The 15,351-nt window shown below is 67.3% G+C and carries 17 protein-coding genes and 1 pseudogene; 10 read left to right on the top strand and 8 right to left on the bottom strand.

The window, feature by feature from the left end; genetic code table 11:
* Nucleotides 1-18: 18 nt before the first annotated feature.
* The 4 genes from benC (at nucleotide 19) to J7024_RS28265 (ending at nucleotide 3,758) form a co-directional block, all read left to right on the top strand.
* The gene (gene benC, locus J7024_RS28250; RefSeq protein WP_175751833.1) at nucleotides 19-1,041 is read left to right on the top strand and encodes a benzoate 1,2-dioxygenase electron transfer component BenC; all 1,023 of its coding nucleotides are present in this window, start codon (nucleotides 19-21) and stop codon (nucleotides 1,039-1,041) included.
* On the top strand, nucleotides 1,038-1,814 hold the full coding sequence (benD, locus tag J7024_RS28255; protein ID WP_124897611.1) for a benzoate diol dehydrogenase BenD: 777 nt from the start codon (nucleotides 1,038-1,040) through the stop codon (nucleotides 1,812-1,814). The genes benC and benD overlap by 4 nt, the downstream gene beginning before the upstream one ends.
* Before the next feature lie 115 nt (nucleotides 1,815-1,929).
* Nucleotides 1,930-2,328, top strand: coding sequence for a RidA family protein (locus tag J7024_RS28260; RefSeq protein ID WP_124897610.1), 399 nt, complete (start codon nucleotides 1,930-1,932; stop codon nucleotides 2,326-2,328).
* A 77-nt stretch (nucleotides 2,329-2,405) separates the two neighbouring features.
* Nucleotides 2,406-3,758 (top strand): MFS transporter, encoded by a 1,353-nt coding sequence (locus J7024_RS28265; RefSeq protein WP_175761753.1) that lies wholly within the window; start codon nucleotides 2,406-2,408, stop codon nucleotides 3,756-3,758.
* Between the two features lie 27 nt (nucleotides 3,759-3,785).
* On the opposite strand, the gene J7024_RS28270 is transcribed toward J7024_RS28265, so the two are convergent.
* Entirely contained in the window at nucleotides 3,786-4,727 is a 942-nt protein-coding gene (locus tag J7024_RS28270; RefSeq protein WP_124897608.1) for a LysR family transcriptional regulator, read from the bottom strand.
* A 521-nt stretch (nucleotides 4,728-5,248) separates the two neighbouring features.
* Between J7024_RS28270 and J7024_RS28275 the strand changes: the two genes are divergently transcribed.
* Together J7024_RS28275 and J7024_RS28280 are read left to right on the top strand one after the other, a co-directional pair.
* Entirely contained in the window at nucleotides 5,249-6,385 is a 1,137-nt protein-coding gene (locus J7024_RS28275) for a porin (protein ID WP_124897607.1), read from the top strand.
* A gap of 120 nt (nucleotides 6,386-6,505) precedes the next feature.
* Complete coding sequence (locus J7024_RS28280) at nucleotides 6,506-8,362, top strand: tannase/feruloyl esterase family alpha/beta hydrolase (protein WP_124897606.1); 1,857 nt, start codon at nucleotides 6,506-6,508, stop codon at nucleotides 8,360-8,362.
* Between the two features lie 64 nt (nucleotides 8,363-8,426).
* On the opposite strand, the pseudogene J7024_RS37585 reads toward J7024_RS28280, so the two are convergent.
* The 4 genes and pseudogenes from J7024_RS37585 to J7024_RS28300 all read right to left on the bottom strand — a co-directional run.
* Nucleotides 8,427-8,610, bottom strand: a pseudogene (locus J7024_RS37585) (cytochrome c); the annotation flags it as partial.
* Nucleotides 8,611-9,281: 671 nt separating this feature from the next.
* Nucleotides 9,282-9,836 carry a GNAT family N-acetyltransferase gene (locus J7024_RS28290; protein WP_234745651.1) on the bottom strand — a complete coding sequence of 185 codons (555 nt, stop codon included), beginning with the start codon at nucleotides 9,834-9,836 and terminating at the stop codon, nucleotides 9,282-9,284.
* Between the two features lie 128 nt (nucleotides 9,837-9,964).
* Nucleotides 9,965-10,186: a hypothetical protein gene (locus tag J7024_RS28295; RefSeq protein ID WP_096507043.1), complete on the bottom strand. Its 222-nt coding sequence runs from the start codon at nucleotides 10,184-10,186 to the stop codon at nucleotides 9,965-9,967.
* Nucleotides 10,187-10,251: 65 nt separating this feature from the next.
* Nucleotides 10,252-10,515: an HPr family phosphocarrier protein gene (locus tag J7024_RS28300; protein WP_124897604.1), complete on the bottom strand. Its 264-nt coding sequence runs from the start codon at nucleotides 10,513-10,515 to the stop codon at nucleotides 10,252-10,254.
* Between the two features lie 343 nt (nucleotides 10,516-10,858).
* On the opposite strand from J7024_RS28300, the gene J7024_RS28305 reads away from it, so the two are divergent.
* Both J7024_RS28305 and J7024_RS28310 read left to right on the top strand, forming a co-directional pair.
* Nucleotides 10,859-11,203: a zinc ribbon domain-containing protein YjdM gene (locus J7024_RS28305; protein WP_124897603.1), complete on the top strand. Its 345-nt coding sequence runs from the start codon at nucleotides 10,859-10,861 to the stop codon at nucleotides 11,201-11,203.
* Nucleotides 11,204-11,249: 46 nt separating this feature from the next.
* On the top strand, nucleotides 11,250-12,086 hold the full coding sequence (locus tag J7024_RS28310; RefSeq protein WP_175751837.1) for a spermidine synthase: 837 nt from the start codon (nucleotides 11,250-11,252) through the stop codon (nucleotides 12,084-12,086).
* Between the two features lie 24 nt (nucleotides 12,087-12,110).
* Here J7024_RS28310 and J7024_RS28315 read toward each other — a convergent pair whose 3' ends face one another.
* Nucleotides 12,111-12,296: a ribbon-helix-helix protein, CopG family gene (locus tag J7024_RS28315; RefSeq protein WP_124897601.1), complete on the bottom strand. Its 186-nt coding sequence runs from the start codon at nucleotides 12,294-12,296 to the stop codon at nucleotides 12,111-12,113.
* 324 nt (nucleotides 12,297-12,620) lie between these two features.
* On the opposite strand from J7024_RS28315, the gene J7024_RS28320 reads away from it, so the two are divergent.
* Both J7024_RS28320 and J7024_RS28325 read left to right on the top strand, forming a co-directional pair.
* Nucleotides 12,621-12,971 carry a hypothetical protein gene (locus J7024_RS28320; RefSeq protein WP_124897600.1) on the top strand — a complete coding sequence of 117 codons (351 nt, stop codon included), beginning with the start codon at nucleotides 12,621-12,623 and terminating at the stop codon, nucleotides 12,969-12,971.
* Nucleotides 12,972-12,988: 17 nt separating this feature from the next.
* On the top strand, nucleotides 12,989-13,180 hold the full coding sequence (locus J7024_RS28325) for a DUF2909 domain-containing protein (RefSeq protein ID WP_175751851.1): 192 nt from the start codon (nucleotides 12,989-12,991) through the stop codon (nucleotides 13,178-13,180).
* 98 nt (nucleotides 13,181-13,278) lie between these two features.
* On the opposite strand, the gene J7024_RS28330 is transcribed toward J7024_RS28325, so the two are convergent.
* Both J7024_RS28330 and J7024_RS28335 read right to left on the bottom strand, forming a co-directional pair.
* Complete coding sequence (locus tag J7024_RS28330; protein ID WP_175796465.1) at nucleotides 13,279-14,613, bottom strand: LLM class flavin-dependent oxidoreductase; 1,335 nt, start codon at nucleotides 14,611-14,613, stop codon at nucleotides 13,279-13,281.
* A gap of 26 nt (nucleotides 14,614-14,639) precedes the next feature.
* Nucleotides 14,640-15,351 (bottom strand): ATP-binding cassette domain-containing protein (locus J7024_RS28335; RefSeq protein ID WP_234745652.1); only part of this gene is annotated, 712 nt, incomplete at its 5' end.

Raw genomic sequence — 15,351 nt, forward strand, 5'->3', positions numbered from 1 at the left:
ACACAGGGAGACGATGTCATGTCCACCTATAAGATTGCACTGAACTTCGAGGACGGGGTCACCCGCTTCATCGACTGCAAGGCCGGCGAGAAGGTGCTCGACGCCGCATTCCGCGCAAAGATCAACCTGCCGATGGACTGCTCCGACGGCGTGTGCGGCACCTGCAAGTGCCGCGCGGAAAGCGGCAGCTACGACCTCGGCGACGACTACATCGACGACGCGCTCACCGAGGACGAGAAGGAAGGCGGCCTCGTGCTGACCTGCCAGATGGTGCCGCAAAGCGATTGCGTGATCGCGATCCCGACGTCGTCGGTCGCGTGCAAGACCGGTCACAGCGCGTTCGCCGCGACCGTCATGAAGGTCGAGCAGCACAACGATGCGGCGATCGTGCTCGAACTCGACGTCGGCGCGGCCGCGCCGGTGTTCCTGCCGGGCCAGTACGTGAACATCGGCGTGCCGGGCAGCGGCCAGCACCGCTCGTACTCGTTCTCGTCCGCACCAGGCGACGCGAAGGTCGGCTTCCTGATCAAGAAGATCCCCGGCGGCGTGATGAGCACGTGGCTCGAATCGGCGAAGCCGGGCGACACGCTCGAGCTGACCGGGCCGCTCGGCAGCTTCTACCTGCGCGACGTGCAGCGGCCGCTGCTGTTCCTCGCTGGCGGCACGGGCCTCGCGCCGTTCCTGTCGATGCTCGAGGTGCTCGCGCGCAGCGGTTCGCAGCAGAAGGTGCACCTGATCTACGGGGTCACGCGCGATCTCGACCTGGTGCTGGTCGACGCGATCGAAGCGTATGCGGCAAAGCTGCCGAACTTCAGCTTCTCGACGGTCGTCGCCGATGCGGCGTCGAGCCACCCGCGCAAGGGCTGGGTCACGCAGCACATTCCGGCCGACGCGCTGAACGACGGCGACGTGGACGTCTATCTGTGCGGCCCGCCGCCGATGGTCGACGCGGTGCGCCAGTATTTCGACGACGAAGGCGTGAAGCCCAACAGCTTCCACTACGAGAAATTCACCCCGAACGTCACGGCAAAGGCGGCATGACCATGCAACGATTCTCCGGAAAGGTCGTCGTCGTGACCGGCGCGGCGCAGGGCATCGGCCGCGGCGTCGCACTGCGCGCGGCGGCCGAAGGCGGCAAGGTGCTGTTCGTCGATCGCGCGGATTTCGTGGCCGAGGTCGCGGCCGAAGCGAGCGGCGGCAACACGGCCGGGTTCGTCGCGGATCTCGAGACGTACGACGGCGCGCGCGCGGCGATGGCGTGCGCGGTCGACACGTTCGGCGGCATCGACGTGCTGATCAACGGCGTCGGCGGCGCGATCCGGATGCGGCCGTTCGCCGAGTTCGAGCCCGCGCAGATCGACGCGGAAATCCGCCGCTCGCTGATGCCGACGCTCTACAGCTGCCACGCGGTGCTGCCGCATCTGCTCGCGCGCGGTGGCGGCACGATCGTGAACGTGTCGTCGAACGCGACGCGCGGCATTCGCCGCGTGCCGTACTCGGCCGCGAAAGGCGGCGTCAATGCGCTGACATCCGCGCTTGCGATGGAATACGCGGAGCAAGGCATCCGCGTCGTCGCGACCGCGCCCGGCGGCACGCAAGCGCCGCCGCGCCGCGTGCCGCGCAATGCGGCCGGCGACAATGCGCAGGAACAGGCGTGGATGGCCGAAGCGGTGCGGCAGGTGACCGATTCGACGTTCTTCAAGCGCTACGGCACGCTCGACGAACAGATCGCGCCGATCCTGTTCCTCGCGTCGGACGAAGCGAGCTACATCACCGGCACGGTGCTGCCGGTCGCGGGCGGTGATACGGGCTGAACGGCGGCGGCTCGCCGAACCCATGCTGTAACGTGCATGCGCCGCAGCCGCGCATGCACGCCATTCGACCATTACATGAACGGCCGGCGCCGACACGCCGGCCACGGAGACGCTCATGTCCAGACGCGAAGCCATCATTCCGGCCGGAATGGAAGCCGTGTACGAAAAAATAGGCTATGCACCGGCGATCAAGGTCGGCGACAGCGTGTACGTATCCGGCCAGATCGGCCGCGATGCCGCGATGCAGCTGGTGGAGGATCGCGAAGCGCAGATCGTGCAGGCGTTCGAGAACCTCAAGCGCGTGCTGGAGGCGAGCGGCGCGACGCTCGGCGACGTGGTCGACCTGACGACCTTCCATACCGACATGCGCGACCTGCCGCTGTTCATGAAGGTGCGCGACCGCTATTTGCATGCGCACCCGAAGCCGGCCTGGACGGCCGTGGGCGCGCACATGCTCGGCGGGTCGCCCGGCTATATCGTGGAAATCAAGGCGGTAGCGGTGCTGGCGGGCTGACGCGCGCGCCGGACATTCGTCGTTCAAAACGATAAACGGATCGTCCCGCGTCAGCGGGCCGGTCCTGGAGACGCTTCATGACATCTTCTTCCGTTCGCTCGATTCCCGCGCTGATCGACGATGCGCCGCTCGGTGCGTTGCAGATCCGCGTCCTCGCACTGTGCGTGCTGATCGCGCTGCTCGACGGCTTCGACACGCAGGCGATCGCGTTTACCGGTCCGGCGATACTCGCCGCGTTCCGGCTGCCGGCCGGCGCGCTCGCACCGATCCTGACTGCCGGCATCGTCGGGATGACGATCGGCGCGATGACGCTCGGCCTCGTCGGCGACCGGATCGGCCGCCGGCCCGCGATCATGATCGGCCTTGCGCTGTTCGGCACCGCGACGCTGGCCACGTCGTGGGCCGGCGATCCGCGGCACATCCTCGCGCTGCGCTTCGTGGCCGGGCTCGGGATGGGTGGCTGCACGCCGGTGCTGCTCGCGCTCGCGGCCGAATACTGTCCGGCGCGCCTGCGCGGCGCGGTGATGACCGGCGTGCTGCTCGGCCTGCCTGCCGGCGCGATGCTCGGCGGATTGCTCGCCGCGCGGATGCTGCCGGTGATCGGCTGGTCGGGGATTTTCGTGGTGGGCGGCGCGGTGCCGCTCGCGGTGCTCGGCCTCGTCGCGCTGCTGTTGCCCGAATCGCTGTTCTATCTGGCCTCGCGCGGCGACGCACGCGCGCAGCAGCGCGTGCGTGCGACGCTGTCGAAGATCGTCACGCAGCCGTTGCCGGCCGACGCGCGCCTGAGCGTGCCCGACGAAGCGACGGCGAAGGCGAAGGCGAGCGTTGCCGCGCTGTTTCGCGGCGGCTATGCGGGCAAGACGCTCGCGATCTGGGCGATCTATCTGCTGAACTGGATTGCATGGTTCATGTTGCTGTCGTGGCTGCCGACCGTGCTGAAGGCGGCCGGCCTGACCGCGCAGCAAGCGCCGGTCGGCACCGTGATCGTCAATGCGGTGTTCATCGTCTGCGCGATTCCGCTGTCGATCGTGCTGCCGCGCGTGAATACGCGCAACCTGCTCGGCGCGATGTTCGCGTTCGGCATCGCGATCGCGATCGGCCTCGGCTACGCCGGCACGAACTGGGCGCTCGTGTTCGCGCTCGTCGGTGCGGCAGGGTTCGGGATCGGCGGGCAGCAGATCGCGCTGAACTACCTGATCGTCGGCGCGTATCCGACCGCGCTGCGGGCGACCGCGACCGGCTGGGCAATCGGGATGGGCCGCGCGGGCGCGATCGCGGGCTCCGCCGTGGGCGGCACGTTCCTGTCGTGGGGCGGGCCGTCCGGGTTCTTTCTCGCGCTGGCCGTGCCGCTCGCGCTCGCCGCGCTGGCCGCGTTCAGCCTGCGCGTTGATCGCGCGGACGCCGAAGTCGCGTCGGCCATCCCGCACTGAGCGGGTGCGGCAGGCGATCCGGCCCGTTCAATCCTGGGCGGCCGGATCGTCGCGTTCCGCCGAAGGCGGCAGGTACGTCATGCCTTCCTCGTCGTACAGCGTGTAGACGAGGTTCAGCATGCGCTCGATGTCTTCGGACGCATCGAGCCGGCGCATGCTCATGATGATCGGCGACACGAGCCGCGGATCGTCGAGGTCGTGGTACGAGATGTCGTCGCGTTTGAGCCCGTGCACGCTTTTCGGCACGATCGACACGCCTTCGCCGGCCGCGACGAGCCCGAGCGCGATCTGCAGCTCGCGGGTTTCCAGCACGCGCGCCGGCTTCAGCGCACGATCGTGGAAGGCCGACAGCACCTGGTCCGCATAGCTCGGGCGCGGCGTTTTCGGAAACACGATCAGCGTTTCGTTGAGCAGGTCGTGCAGCGACAGCGGCGTAGTTACCGTGCTCAGCCGATGGCCGAGCGGCAGCGCCGCGATCATCGGCTCCTCGCGCAGCACGACGCGGCGCACGTTCGGATCGTTGAGACGGATGCGCCCGAAGCCGACGTCGATGCGGCCTTCCTTCAGCGCCTTGATCTGGTCCATCGTCCACATCTCGTGCAGGCTGAGCTCGACTTCCGCATGCTGCTGGCGATAGCGGCGAATGACTTTCGGCAGCATCCCGTAGAGCGTCGAGCCGACGAAGCCGACCGACAGACTGCGCTCGATCTTGCCGACGCGTCGCGTCATCGATTCGAGTTCGGCCGTCTGCGCGAGCAGCTGCACCGCATGCTGATGGAAGAAACGGCCCGCTTCGGTGAGCTTCAGCGGCCGCGAATTGCGCTCGAACAGCACGATGCCGAGGATCTCTTCCAGTTGCTGGATCTGCCGGCTCAGCGGCGGCTGCGCGATATGCAGCCGTTGTGCGGCGCGCGTGAAGCTGCGTTCTTCGGCGACCGCAACGAAATAGCGCAGATGGCGTAGCTCCATGGTCCTTGCCGTCGAGTGAGGGTGATGCGAAGCCGGAGCCGGACACGGCCGAGAGGATATCGAGAGGCCGAGCGAAGAGTTAGTGATCCGTATTTTACTTGAGCTTCTTCCCTTGCGTGACCGATTTATGCGATCGGGATGCATCGCATCGCGGGTTCGCATTGCCCTGAAGCAGCGCGAGTCGCGCATGCATACCTCGCAGATATCAACCGATACCCAATCGGTGTTGGACTCGCTTTTTTGCGGCCGATAGTATCGACTCAAACAGTTGCAACCCGAAGAATGGAAACAATGCAACAAGGAGACATCCCCCGATCACATTCCTCACCCGCCGGCATGGCGCGCAGCGCGCGTCGTTCCCGGTCCAGTCGTGCCTTTCAGACAATCGTGCCCGCGTTCCGGATCGGCGACCACCCGTCGTCGCCGTATCGAATCGCCGGGAAATAAACTGATCCGATCTACCTCGACAAATTAGTCATACGTAGTAATCGGAAGCATTCATATTCAGGTTTGGAGACAGCATGAGATTTCAGCATCTCGTCGGCGGAGCTTTGCTCGGATTCGCGACGACCGGTTTTGCACAAAGCAGCGTGACGTTGTACGGCGTGCTGGATACGGGCGTCGAATACGTGTCGCATGCGAACGCCGACGGCAAGGGCATCGTGCGGATGCCGGCGATCACCGGCGAGTTGCCGTCGCGTTGGGGGCTGCGCGGTTCGGAGGATCTCGGCGGCGGCTACAAGGCGGTGTTCGCGCTCGAAAGCGGCTTCAACGTCGGCAACGGCACGATGGGGCAGGGCGGCCGCCTGTTCGGCCGGCAGAGCTGGGTGGGGATCGAGAGCCCGTACGGCACGCTGTCGTTCGGCCGCCAGTACACGATGACGTACTACGCGGTGCTCGACTCGGACCTGCTTGGCCCGAACATCTACGGGCTGCCGTCGCTCGATGCGTACATTCCGAACGGCCGCGCCGACAACGCCGTCGCATGGCGCGGCAAGTTCGGCGGCTTCACGGCCGGCGCGATGTATTCTTTCGGCCGCGATTCGGCCGGCACCGGCAACTCGCCGGGGCAAGGCACCTGCGCGGGCCCGACGCCCGGCGACACGACCGTGTGCCGGCTGTGGTCCGCGATGCTGAAGTACGACTCGACCGCGTTCGGCGTGGCCGCGTCGTACGAAGAGCAACGCGGCGGCAGCGACACCGCGGCCGCGAACTTCTTCGACGGCGTCAAGCCGTTGCCGCTCACCGCGAGCGGCGACAAGGACGATCGCGCGCAGGTCAACGGCTACGTCAACGCGTTCGGCATGAAGTTCGGCGGCGGCTGGATCGGCCGCTGGGTCGATACCGATGCGTCGGGCGGCCCGAACATGCGCTCGAACCTGTACTACCTCACCGCGAACTACTACGTGACGCCCGCGTTCCTCGTCGATACCGGCGTCTATCACGTGACCGTGTCCGGCCAGGACGCGCGCGCGACGCTGGGCGTGCTGCGCGGCACCTACTTCCTGTCGAAGCAGACCGCTGTTTATCTGCAGGGGGCGTATCTCGCGAACAGCGCGCATGCGGCGTTCTCGGTCAGCGCCGGTGGCGGCGGCACGACGCCCGCGCCGGGGCAGAACCAGGTCGGCGTGATGGCCGGGATCCGCCACATGTTCTGAGCGCGCGGTCGCGGGCGGCGCACGAGCCGCCCGCGACGCGATGCAATGCGATGCACGCGGCCGTCGTGCGTGCAGACGCTTTCCGATATGCAAATAACTCGAGAGAAAACGGAGGGTAGTATGGCGTCGACGATCAAGGGCGGACCTCGTTGCGGGGCATGGTGTTTCAGTTTGGCGCTCGCCGCTGCGGCGGCCGGCACGCTGGTGCTATCCGGTTGCAACGACAACGAAGTCCAGGACGCCGGGGGCGATACGGCCGCCACCGGGCTGAACTGCGATGCGACGATGAAGACGCGCTTCGTGCCGGATGCGAACACGACGGTGATCGCGGTGAAGTCGTTCAAGGCGGGCGACCCGCTGGTGCTCGATGCGTCGGCCGCGACGGCGTCGACGCCGGTCGCGGGCAACGACCTGTGTCTCGTCAAGCTGAATGTCGGCCCCGGTCACGCGGGCCCGGCGGGCGCGCCGTCGACGTCGGCCGGCATCGGGATGGAAATCTGGCTGCCCGCGCCGTCGAACTGGAATCGCCGGATTCACAATATCGGCGGCGGCGGATGGCAGGGCGGCGCGTACGACGACCCGACGCAGATCGCCAGCGCCGGCGGCGTGCCGAGTGCCGCGACGATCGCGGCGTCCGAAGGCGCGGTGGTCGGCACGACGGATACCGGGCACGCGGTCCAGGACGGCTCGTTCGCGATGAACCCGGACGGCACCATCGATACGACGCTGTGGAACGACTTCGCGCAGCGCAGCCTGCACGAACTGGCGCTCAAGACCAAGGCGCTCGCGGCGGCCTATTACGCGGCGCCGCAGAAGTATGCGTACTGGGACGGCTGTTCGACCGGCGGCCGACAGGGCTACAACGAAGTGCAGAACAACCCGTCCGATTACGACGGCTACCTGAACGGCGCACCGGCATTCAACTGGTCGAAGTTCATTACCGGCGAGCTCTATCCGCAGATCGTTGCGCAAAGCGATCTCGGCGGGGTGACGCTGACCGATGCGCAACAGGCGTTGCTGTCGGGCGCGGCCGTCAGTGCGTGCGATTCGGTTGGCGGCCAGCATCTGGGCTACCTGATGGACCCGGCGCAATGCCGCTACGATCCGACGCAGGACGCCACCGTGCTGTGTTCAGGTGTGACGATCGGTGCCGTGACCGGAACGAATGCGACGGCCGCATGCGTGACGGCGGCGCAAGCGACGGCGATGAACAAGACCTGGTACGGGATGACGCGCGACGGCTCGGTGCCGAGCCCGGCGGCCGACACCGGCACGGCGACGTCGCTCGCGGCGAACCAGCTGTGGTTCGGCCTGATGCGCGGCACGGGCACCGGCGCGCTAGCCGGCGCATCGCCGTTCAGCATCTCGACCGATCTGGTCGCGCTGGAACTGCAGGATCCGACGATCGCGGGCACCAACTTCAGGAACGCGACCGGCAACGGCGCGAACAAGTGGAGGGGGCTCGGCTATGCGGGGCTTGCGAACGCGTACGACCAGGGCCTGTCATTGCAGCCGTCGTTCGGCAACATCAATACCGACAATCCGGACCTGTCGGGGCTCGTGCGTGCCGGCGCGAAGGTGCTGCATTATCACGGTCTCGCCGATCCGCTGATCACGCCGTCGGGCAGCATCAACTACTACGAGCGCGTCGCGGCCCGGATGGGCGGCATCCCGGCCGTGCAGCAGGTCGACCGGCTGTTCCTCGTGCCCGGCATGGGCCACTGCAGCGGGTACGGCGGCGTGAACGGCACGGCCGGCCCGGCGCAGACGGCGAATACGGTGCCGCTGCCGCACGCCGATCGTCAGGACCTGTATGCGCGACTCGTCGACTGGGTCGAGAACGGCAATGCGCCGACCCGCATCGACCTGACGTCGGCGGACGGCAGCGCGAGCCAGCCCGTCTGCATGTATCCGACGAAGGCCACGTACAACGGTTCGGGGTCGATCAAGGACGCGGCGAACTACGCGTGCAAGTGAGCAGTCGGCGCGCGGCGCACGCGGGGGGATGCCGTCGGCTGGTCGAAGCCGTTGGCCTCGCGCGTTAGCGATGGATTGCCTGCGCGCAACCGCTTCACGTCCTGCTCCGACACCGGCGCGGCGCGATTTCCCCGCGCGCCGCGCACGTAGCTGACCGCCGTCGTGATCCCGCTGCGGGTGAGGGCGCCGTGCATCGTTTGCATCCGCTGCACGGACCCGTGCGTGCCGGGCATGTTTCGCGCATCGTCGCGCCGGGCGACCGCTTCGCGGCGATCCGGCGCGAACGCGGCGGCGTCAGTGTGAGCACCGGCACGATCTTTCACGACTCCCACGGCATTGCGCAACTAACGGTCATTCGCCCATTTCCCCGGCGACGGGGGCTCATGCGTCGTGCTGACCGGCATCGACACAGCGTGCGTACAGCAGCCAGGCAGATGGCATGTTTGTTTCCACTCGACGCTCGCATACGGGGCCGAACCCCGTGCGAGAGCCTGTCATTTCGGTTGCGCGGTTGCGCGGTTGCAGGGTGAGGCGGTCCGGTTGTCGAACGCGGCGCAGCTTGCGTCGAGGCATCGCGAGGTTCATGCGAGGAACGGCGCACGCTGCTTGTTGCGGCGAAGCCCGTCGCGCCCGGCGTGCGCGGCGCGTACCGGTTGCTGCACGACGAGGCCTAGTGGGATGCGCTGACGCCGTTGCTCGAGGGGGTGAAGGTGTTCGCGCGGGCCTCGGGCGCGAATCGCGGAATCCGACGCCGCCGGCGGCTCCGTCCGTCAGCGAAAGGTCGACCGACGCGTGACGGCGGCGAGCGGTGTCGAGTGCTGCGGTTCGCACAGCGTCGCTCGCTGGCGGGTGATGTGCCGGGTCGGCGTGCTCGCCGGCCAGCGCGCCGCCGCGTCGAAACTGGCGCGCAGCATCCCGCTCAGCGGCTCGCGCGCGAATACAGCAACGAATCGGCGTCGTTGAAGCGGATGCGCACCGGATCGGCATACCCGGCCTTTTCCGCGACGCGGATCGACGCGCCGTTGGCCGGCGCGATCAGGCACACGCTGCGCTCGAACCGGTGCTGCGCGTCGAGCCAGCCGAGCGCGTGCGTGAGCGCTTCGGTCGCATAGCCCTTGCCGTGCGCCCAGGTCGCGAGCGCCCAGCCGGCCTCCGGCACGCCGCGAATCGACGGCTCGACGGCGCGGTGGAAGTCGGCGAAACCGAGATCGCCGACGTAGCGGCCCGACGCCTTCTCGCGAATCGCCCAATAGCCGTAGCCGAGCAGCGGCCACAGGCCGCGATACGCGAGCATCCGCATCCACGAGTCGCGCGGCGCCGACGGCTGGCCGTTGAAGATGTGCGCGACGACGGTCGGCTCGGCCCACATCGCGACGAGCGCATCGAAGTCGCCGAGCGGATGGCCTTCGAGGATCAGGCGCGGGGTGTCGAGCGCTGGCGGGGACGTGACGGGCGGCAATGCGCTGACGGTCATCGGATATTCCATTGGGAAGGAGGATGAAGGCGGCGCGTTGCGCCGCCCGCAGGCACCGTACGATACCGCGGAAATCGTTGCGCGACCGCAAGCCCCTGGCCGCATCGGGCAATGTGCCCGACACCGTCCTACTTCCGGCTTTTCAGGAAGCTGCGGCCATGCGCGGTGATCGACGCGCCGGAGCGGCCGTTGGCGGCATGGCTGACGAACCCGGCGCCGACGAGTTCCTGTTCGACCGACCAGCCGAGTGCCGGCGCGTCCCGGCCGTAGCGCACGTCGGCGAGGCGCTCGAGTGCCCAGATCGCGGACGCGGACAGGGTGGGGGTGTTTGACGTGACGTTGTCGTTCATCGCTTCCTCGCAGAAAGATGATTCAGGGTGAACGGCACGAAGCCGTGAAAGCGGACGACGCGGGGTCAGTCCGCCTGGAGCAAGGGCAGCAGCGCCTGCAGCGCGGCTTCCTCGTCGGGGCCGGTCGCGAGCACCTGCGCGGAGGTGCCGCCATGCATCAGCAGTGATGCGATGGCATGGCCGCTCCTCGCGTTGCCGCTGAGCCCGTTGGCGATCAGCAGGATGTCGCTTTCGAAACGGTGTGCCGCCGCGACGACCGCGTCGCGGGTGGTGTTCGCGCGGCCGCGGTTCCATGCGGCGCCGATTTCAACGTAGACGACGGTTGGCACGATGCGGGTCAGCCTTGCGGAAGGTCGTCGGGACCGTGCGCGACGAGCGGCCGGCAGCACGGCATGAACGCGCGGAGCGCGGCTTGCCGCCGCACCGCGGGGCGACGTACAGGCGATGTCGGCGCATCATTCATCTCGAACATGTCGGCATCCTCAGCGAAACCGCCATCAAGTCCGGCGAATGTTGCAAAGGGTGCCATTATAATACGACAGCTAGATTATGTGTATTGCATTATAATGCAGTGCGTGTGAAGCCCGGCCTGCCGATCCGTCGGCGGCGACGCGGCCGCGCGCGGCCGGCACTTTTTGCCGATCCCCGAACCCCCTCCGAATGGAAGCTGGAATGAACGCTGCACCCGCCTGCCCGCAATGCGCGATGGAAAACACCTACCCGGACGGCACGCTTTACGTGTGCGCGGACTGCGGTCATGAATGGTCGGCAGGCGTCGGCGCCGAAGCGGGCGACGAACCGGCGGGCGACGTCGTCAAGGACGCGAACGGCAACGTGCTGTCCGACGGCGATTCGGTCGTGCTGATCAAGGACTTGCGCGTGAAGGGTTCATCGATCACGCTGAAGATGGGTACCAAGGTCAAAAGCATCCGGCTCGTCGGCGGCGATCACGAAGTCGATTGCAAGACCGACCTCGGCGGCTTCATGCTGAAGGCCTGCTACCTGAAGAAGGTCTGACCGCGCGCGGTTCGACCGACTCTCCGATTATCCGGGCCTGCCGCGCATGAGCGAGGATCGAGCTTCCTATGACGCATTCCTGCGGTTCCTGGCGATGCCGTTGAACGACGGCCGTCCGTTCGTGCTCGAGACGAAGCACACGGTGTCCCTGCACTTCGACCACTTCGGCACGCAGAGCTTCATGTCGCTGAAGGATCCGGTGCGGCTCGAACTCGGCTATACGCGCGTGATGATGGGCTTCCTGCTGCTGCAGCCCGTGCCCGCGCGTATCTGCATGATCGGGCTCGGCGGCGGATCGCTCGCGAAATACTGCTACCGGCACCTGCCCGATACCGCGATCGACGCAGTCGAGATCAATCCGGACGTGATCGCGCTGCGCAACGTGTTCCGGATCCCGGACGACGATGCGCGCTTCGCGGTGATATGCGCGGACGGCGCGGACTACGTGGCGAGGGAAGAGGTGCGGGCGGACGTGATCCTGCACGACGCATTCGTCGCCGATGGCATGCCGGGCCGGTGCACGGGCACCGCGTTCCTCGACGCATGCCGCGCGAGGCTCAGCGAAACGGGCGTGCTCGCGATCAACTTCATGGACGACGATCCGGCGCTGCCGCGGCATCTCGAGCAGTTGCGCGAGGTGTTCGACGGGTCGTATGCGCTTGTTCCGTGCGGCGACGACAACAACTTCATCGCGTTTGCCTGGAAGAACGGCAACCCGCTGCCATCGCTGCGCGTTTTGCTCGAACGCGCGCTCGAGATCGCATCGGCCGGCGAGCTGAAGCTGTCGCCGACGGCCCGGCGCATGAAGGAAGGCGAGTGCATCGATCCCGCGCGGCTCGTGTGGCGCGCGCGCGAGCATGCACGGTGGGAAATCTGCGCGTGAGCGGCGCCGCGGGTTCGAGCGCGCTTACTTCATTCGCTTGCCGAGCGCGCTTTTCGTCTTGTACGTTACGCCGTGCTGGTCGAGATACTCGCGGATCAGTTGCCGCACGACCTGCGACGGCGTGAGATCCTGCTCCGCGCAGAGTATTTCGAACGCTTCTTTCTTGGCGGGATCGATCAGGACGGTGAGGCGGGCGGTTTTCGTTTCCATCGTGCGGCAGCGCTGGTGGGTATGTTAATCAAATTATAATACATCTGTTTCCGGCGTCACGTCCGGAATGGGGCATCGGGTGCAGGCGCCGGCTCAATGCCGGCGATCGAGCCATGCCGGCGGGCGCCAGGTTGCTCGAATCGTCAGCCATATATGGTAATTGGATTATCATCTTCTGTTACCCGGATTGGGCCTTGAGTACAATGTCGACCGACGCTGCCGGCCCTGGGTTGTCCCGGGCGGCGGCGTCGGCCGCGCGACCGGTCGTCCGGCTGCTTCCGGTTTCACACGGCACGTGTTCGCCGTCACTTCGATATCCGCGTCATGACCCCGATCAAGTTCGTTCTTCGCTACACGGCTATCCCGTTTACGGCCATCGTGGCCGTCGTGGTGTGGGCCGTCATCCCTTCGTCGAAAGAGGTCGACGCGCGGCAATATGCGGCGCTGTCGCGCGGATATGCGAGCTTTCCGCTACCGTTCAGACATGAAATCGCGGAAGCGATGGATGAAGGCCGGATCAGCGACCGGCGTTACCAGACGCTGGTGCGCGACTCGCTGGGCAATGGCGTGGCGCTGGACTGGCCGGCGTCGGGTGTCGCCGACGTCGTCGCCGAGCGGCGCCGGCTGGCCGAACTGCTGAAGGCCGATGCGGGCCTGGAGGAGCATCAACAGTGAAGATTGCACTGGTTTCGATGGCGTTCGCGCTGATTATCGCGAGCCTGATTTTCGCGCTGTATTTCATGAATCACGATCGCGGGACGAGCAAGCGGATGGCGTGGTCGCTCGCGGCGCGCGTCGGGTTGTCGATCACGCTGTTTCTGTCGCTGCTGATCGCGTACCGGCTCGGATGGATCGAGCCGACGGGGCTGCCGATCGGGCGGTGATGCGCGGTGCGCTCGAGCATGCCCACCCGGCGGCATGAGCGGGCCGGGCGGAATCGATCCGAAGTCGACCGAAGCCGCCCGGCCGGCACCGCCGATGCTTACGCCGCCTGAGCGTAGCGGTTCGACGGATACGGCAGCCCGAGGTGTTCGCGCAGCGTCGTGCCGTCGTAATCGCGCCGGTATGCGCCGCGCTCCTGCAGGATCGGTACGACCCCGGCGGCAAAGTCGGCGAACGCGGTCGGCGTGCCGCCGCGCACGATGAAGCCGTCGGTGGCGCGCGCTTCGACCCAGGCCTGCAACCCGTCGGCGACCTGTTCGGGCGTGCCCGCGAAGGCGGGCCGCGGCGTGGCCGCTTCGAGCGCCACCTCGCGCAGCGTCAGGCCGCGCTCGGCCGCGTCGCGCTTGATCGCGTCGGTGGTGCTGCGGAACTGGTTGCTGCCGAGTTCGCCGAGATCCGGGAACGGCGCGTCGAGCGCGTATTGCGCAAAGTCGTGGTGATCGAAGTAGCGGCCGAGATAGTCGAGCGCGTTGTCGATCGTCACGAGCCGGGCGGTATCCTGATATTGCGCTTCCGCATCGGCGGCCGACGCCGCGACGATCACGCTGATCCCCTGGAACACCTTCAGGCTGTCGGGCGCGCGGCCGTGCGCGGCGAGCCGCCGCTGAACGTCCGCATAGAACGCCTGCGCGAGCGGGATCGTCTCCTGGCGCGTGTAGATCGCATCCGCATGCTCGGCCGCGACGCCCTTGCCGTCGTCGGACGCGCCGGCCTGGAACAGGATCGGGCGCCCTTGCCGCGAACGGCCGATGTTCAGCGGCCCGGCCACCGAGAAAAATTCGCCGACGTGATTCAGCGTGTGCAGTTTGTCCGGATCGAAGAACACGCCGCTTGCCTTGTCGCGTACGAAGGCGTCGTCCTCCCACGAATCCCATAGCCCTTTCGCCACCGTCAGGAATTCCGACGCGATCCGGTAGCGCAGCGCGTGCTCCGGGTGCGCGGCGCGCGAGAAATTCTTCGCGGAACCTTCGAGCGGCGAGGTGACGACGTTCCAGCCGGCGCGGCCGTCGCTCAGGTGGTCGAGGCTCGAGAGCTGCCGCGCGACGGTGAACGGATCGCTGTACGACGTCGACAGCGTGCCGACCAGCCCGATCCGTTCGGTGACGAGCGCAAGCGCCGACAGCAGCGTGAGCGGCTCGAAGCGGTTCAGGAAGTGCGGGATCGACTTCGCGTTGATGTGCAGTCCGTCGGCGACGAACAGCAGGTCGAATTTGGCGGCTTCGGCCTGTTTCGCGAGCGTGCGGACGAAGTCGACGTTGATGCTTGCGTCGGCGACCGCATCCGGGTGCCGCCATGCGGACATGTTGCCGGACGCGCCCTGGATGATGGCGCCGAGATGGATCTGGCGGGGAGAAGCGGAAGTCGATTGGCTCATGGCAGCGGTGCGGTGAAGGGCAAAGGTCAGGCGAGGGCAGGCAGCGGCGATGCTGCCGGCGCGTAGGGCAGGGTCGGCAGCGCGTCGAGCAGCGACGCGGTGTACGGGTGCGACGGCGCGCCGAACACCCGGTCGACCGGGCCGCTTTCGACGACGCGGCCGCCGCGCATCACGAGAATCCGGTCGGCGACGTGATGCACCACGCCGAGATCGTGCGAGATGAACAGCATCGCGGTGCCGTGCTCCGCCTGCAGGTCGGCGAGCAGGTCCAGCACCTGCGCCTGGATCGATACGTCGAGCGCGCTGACGGGCTCGTCCGCGACGAGCAGCGCGGGATTCGACGCGAACGCGCGCGCGATCGCGACGCGCTGCCGCTGGCCGCCGGACAGTTCGCGCGGATACCGGTCGATGCAACCGGCGCCGAGCTGCACTTCGTCGAGGAGTTGCAGCACGCGCCGACGCCGCGCGTCGCCATGGATACCGGCCACATCGAGGCTTTCGCCGACGATCTGTCCGACCGCGTAGCGCGGGTCGAACGAGCTGTACGGATCCTGTGCGATCAACTGCAGCCGCGCGCGGCGGGCACGTCGCGCGGCTTCCGGCACGCCGTTCCACGGCTGGCCGTCGAGCACGACGGTGCCGCCGTCCGGTTCGACGAGTCCGAGCACGATCCGCGCGACCGTGGATTTGCCGGAGCCGGATTCGCCGACGATGCCGAGCGTCTCGCCGCGGGCGAGC

It is taken from the genome of Burkholderia sp. WTPI3, from assembly GCF_021483755.1.
GTDB lineage: Bacteria > Pseudomonadota > Gammaproteobacteria > Burkholderiales > Burkholderiaceae > Burkholderia.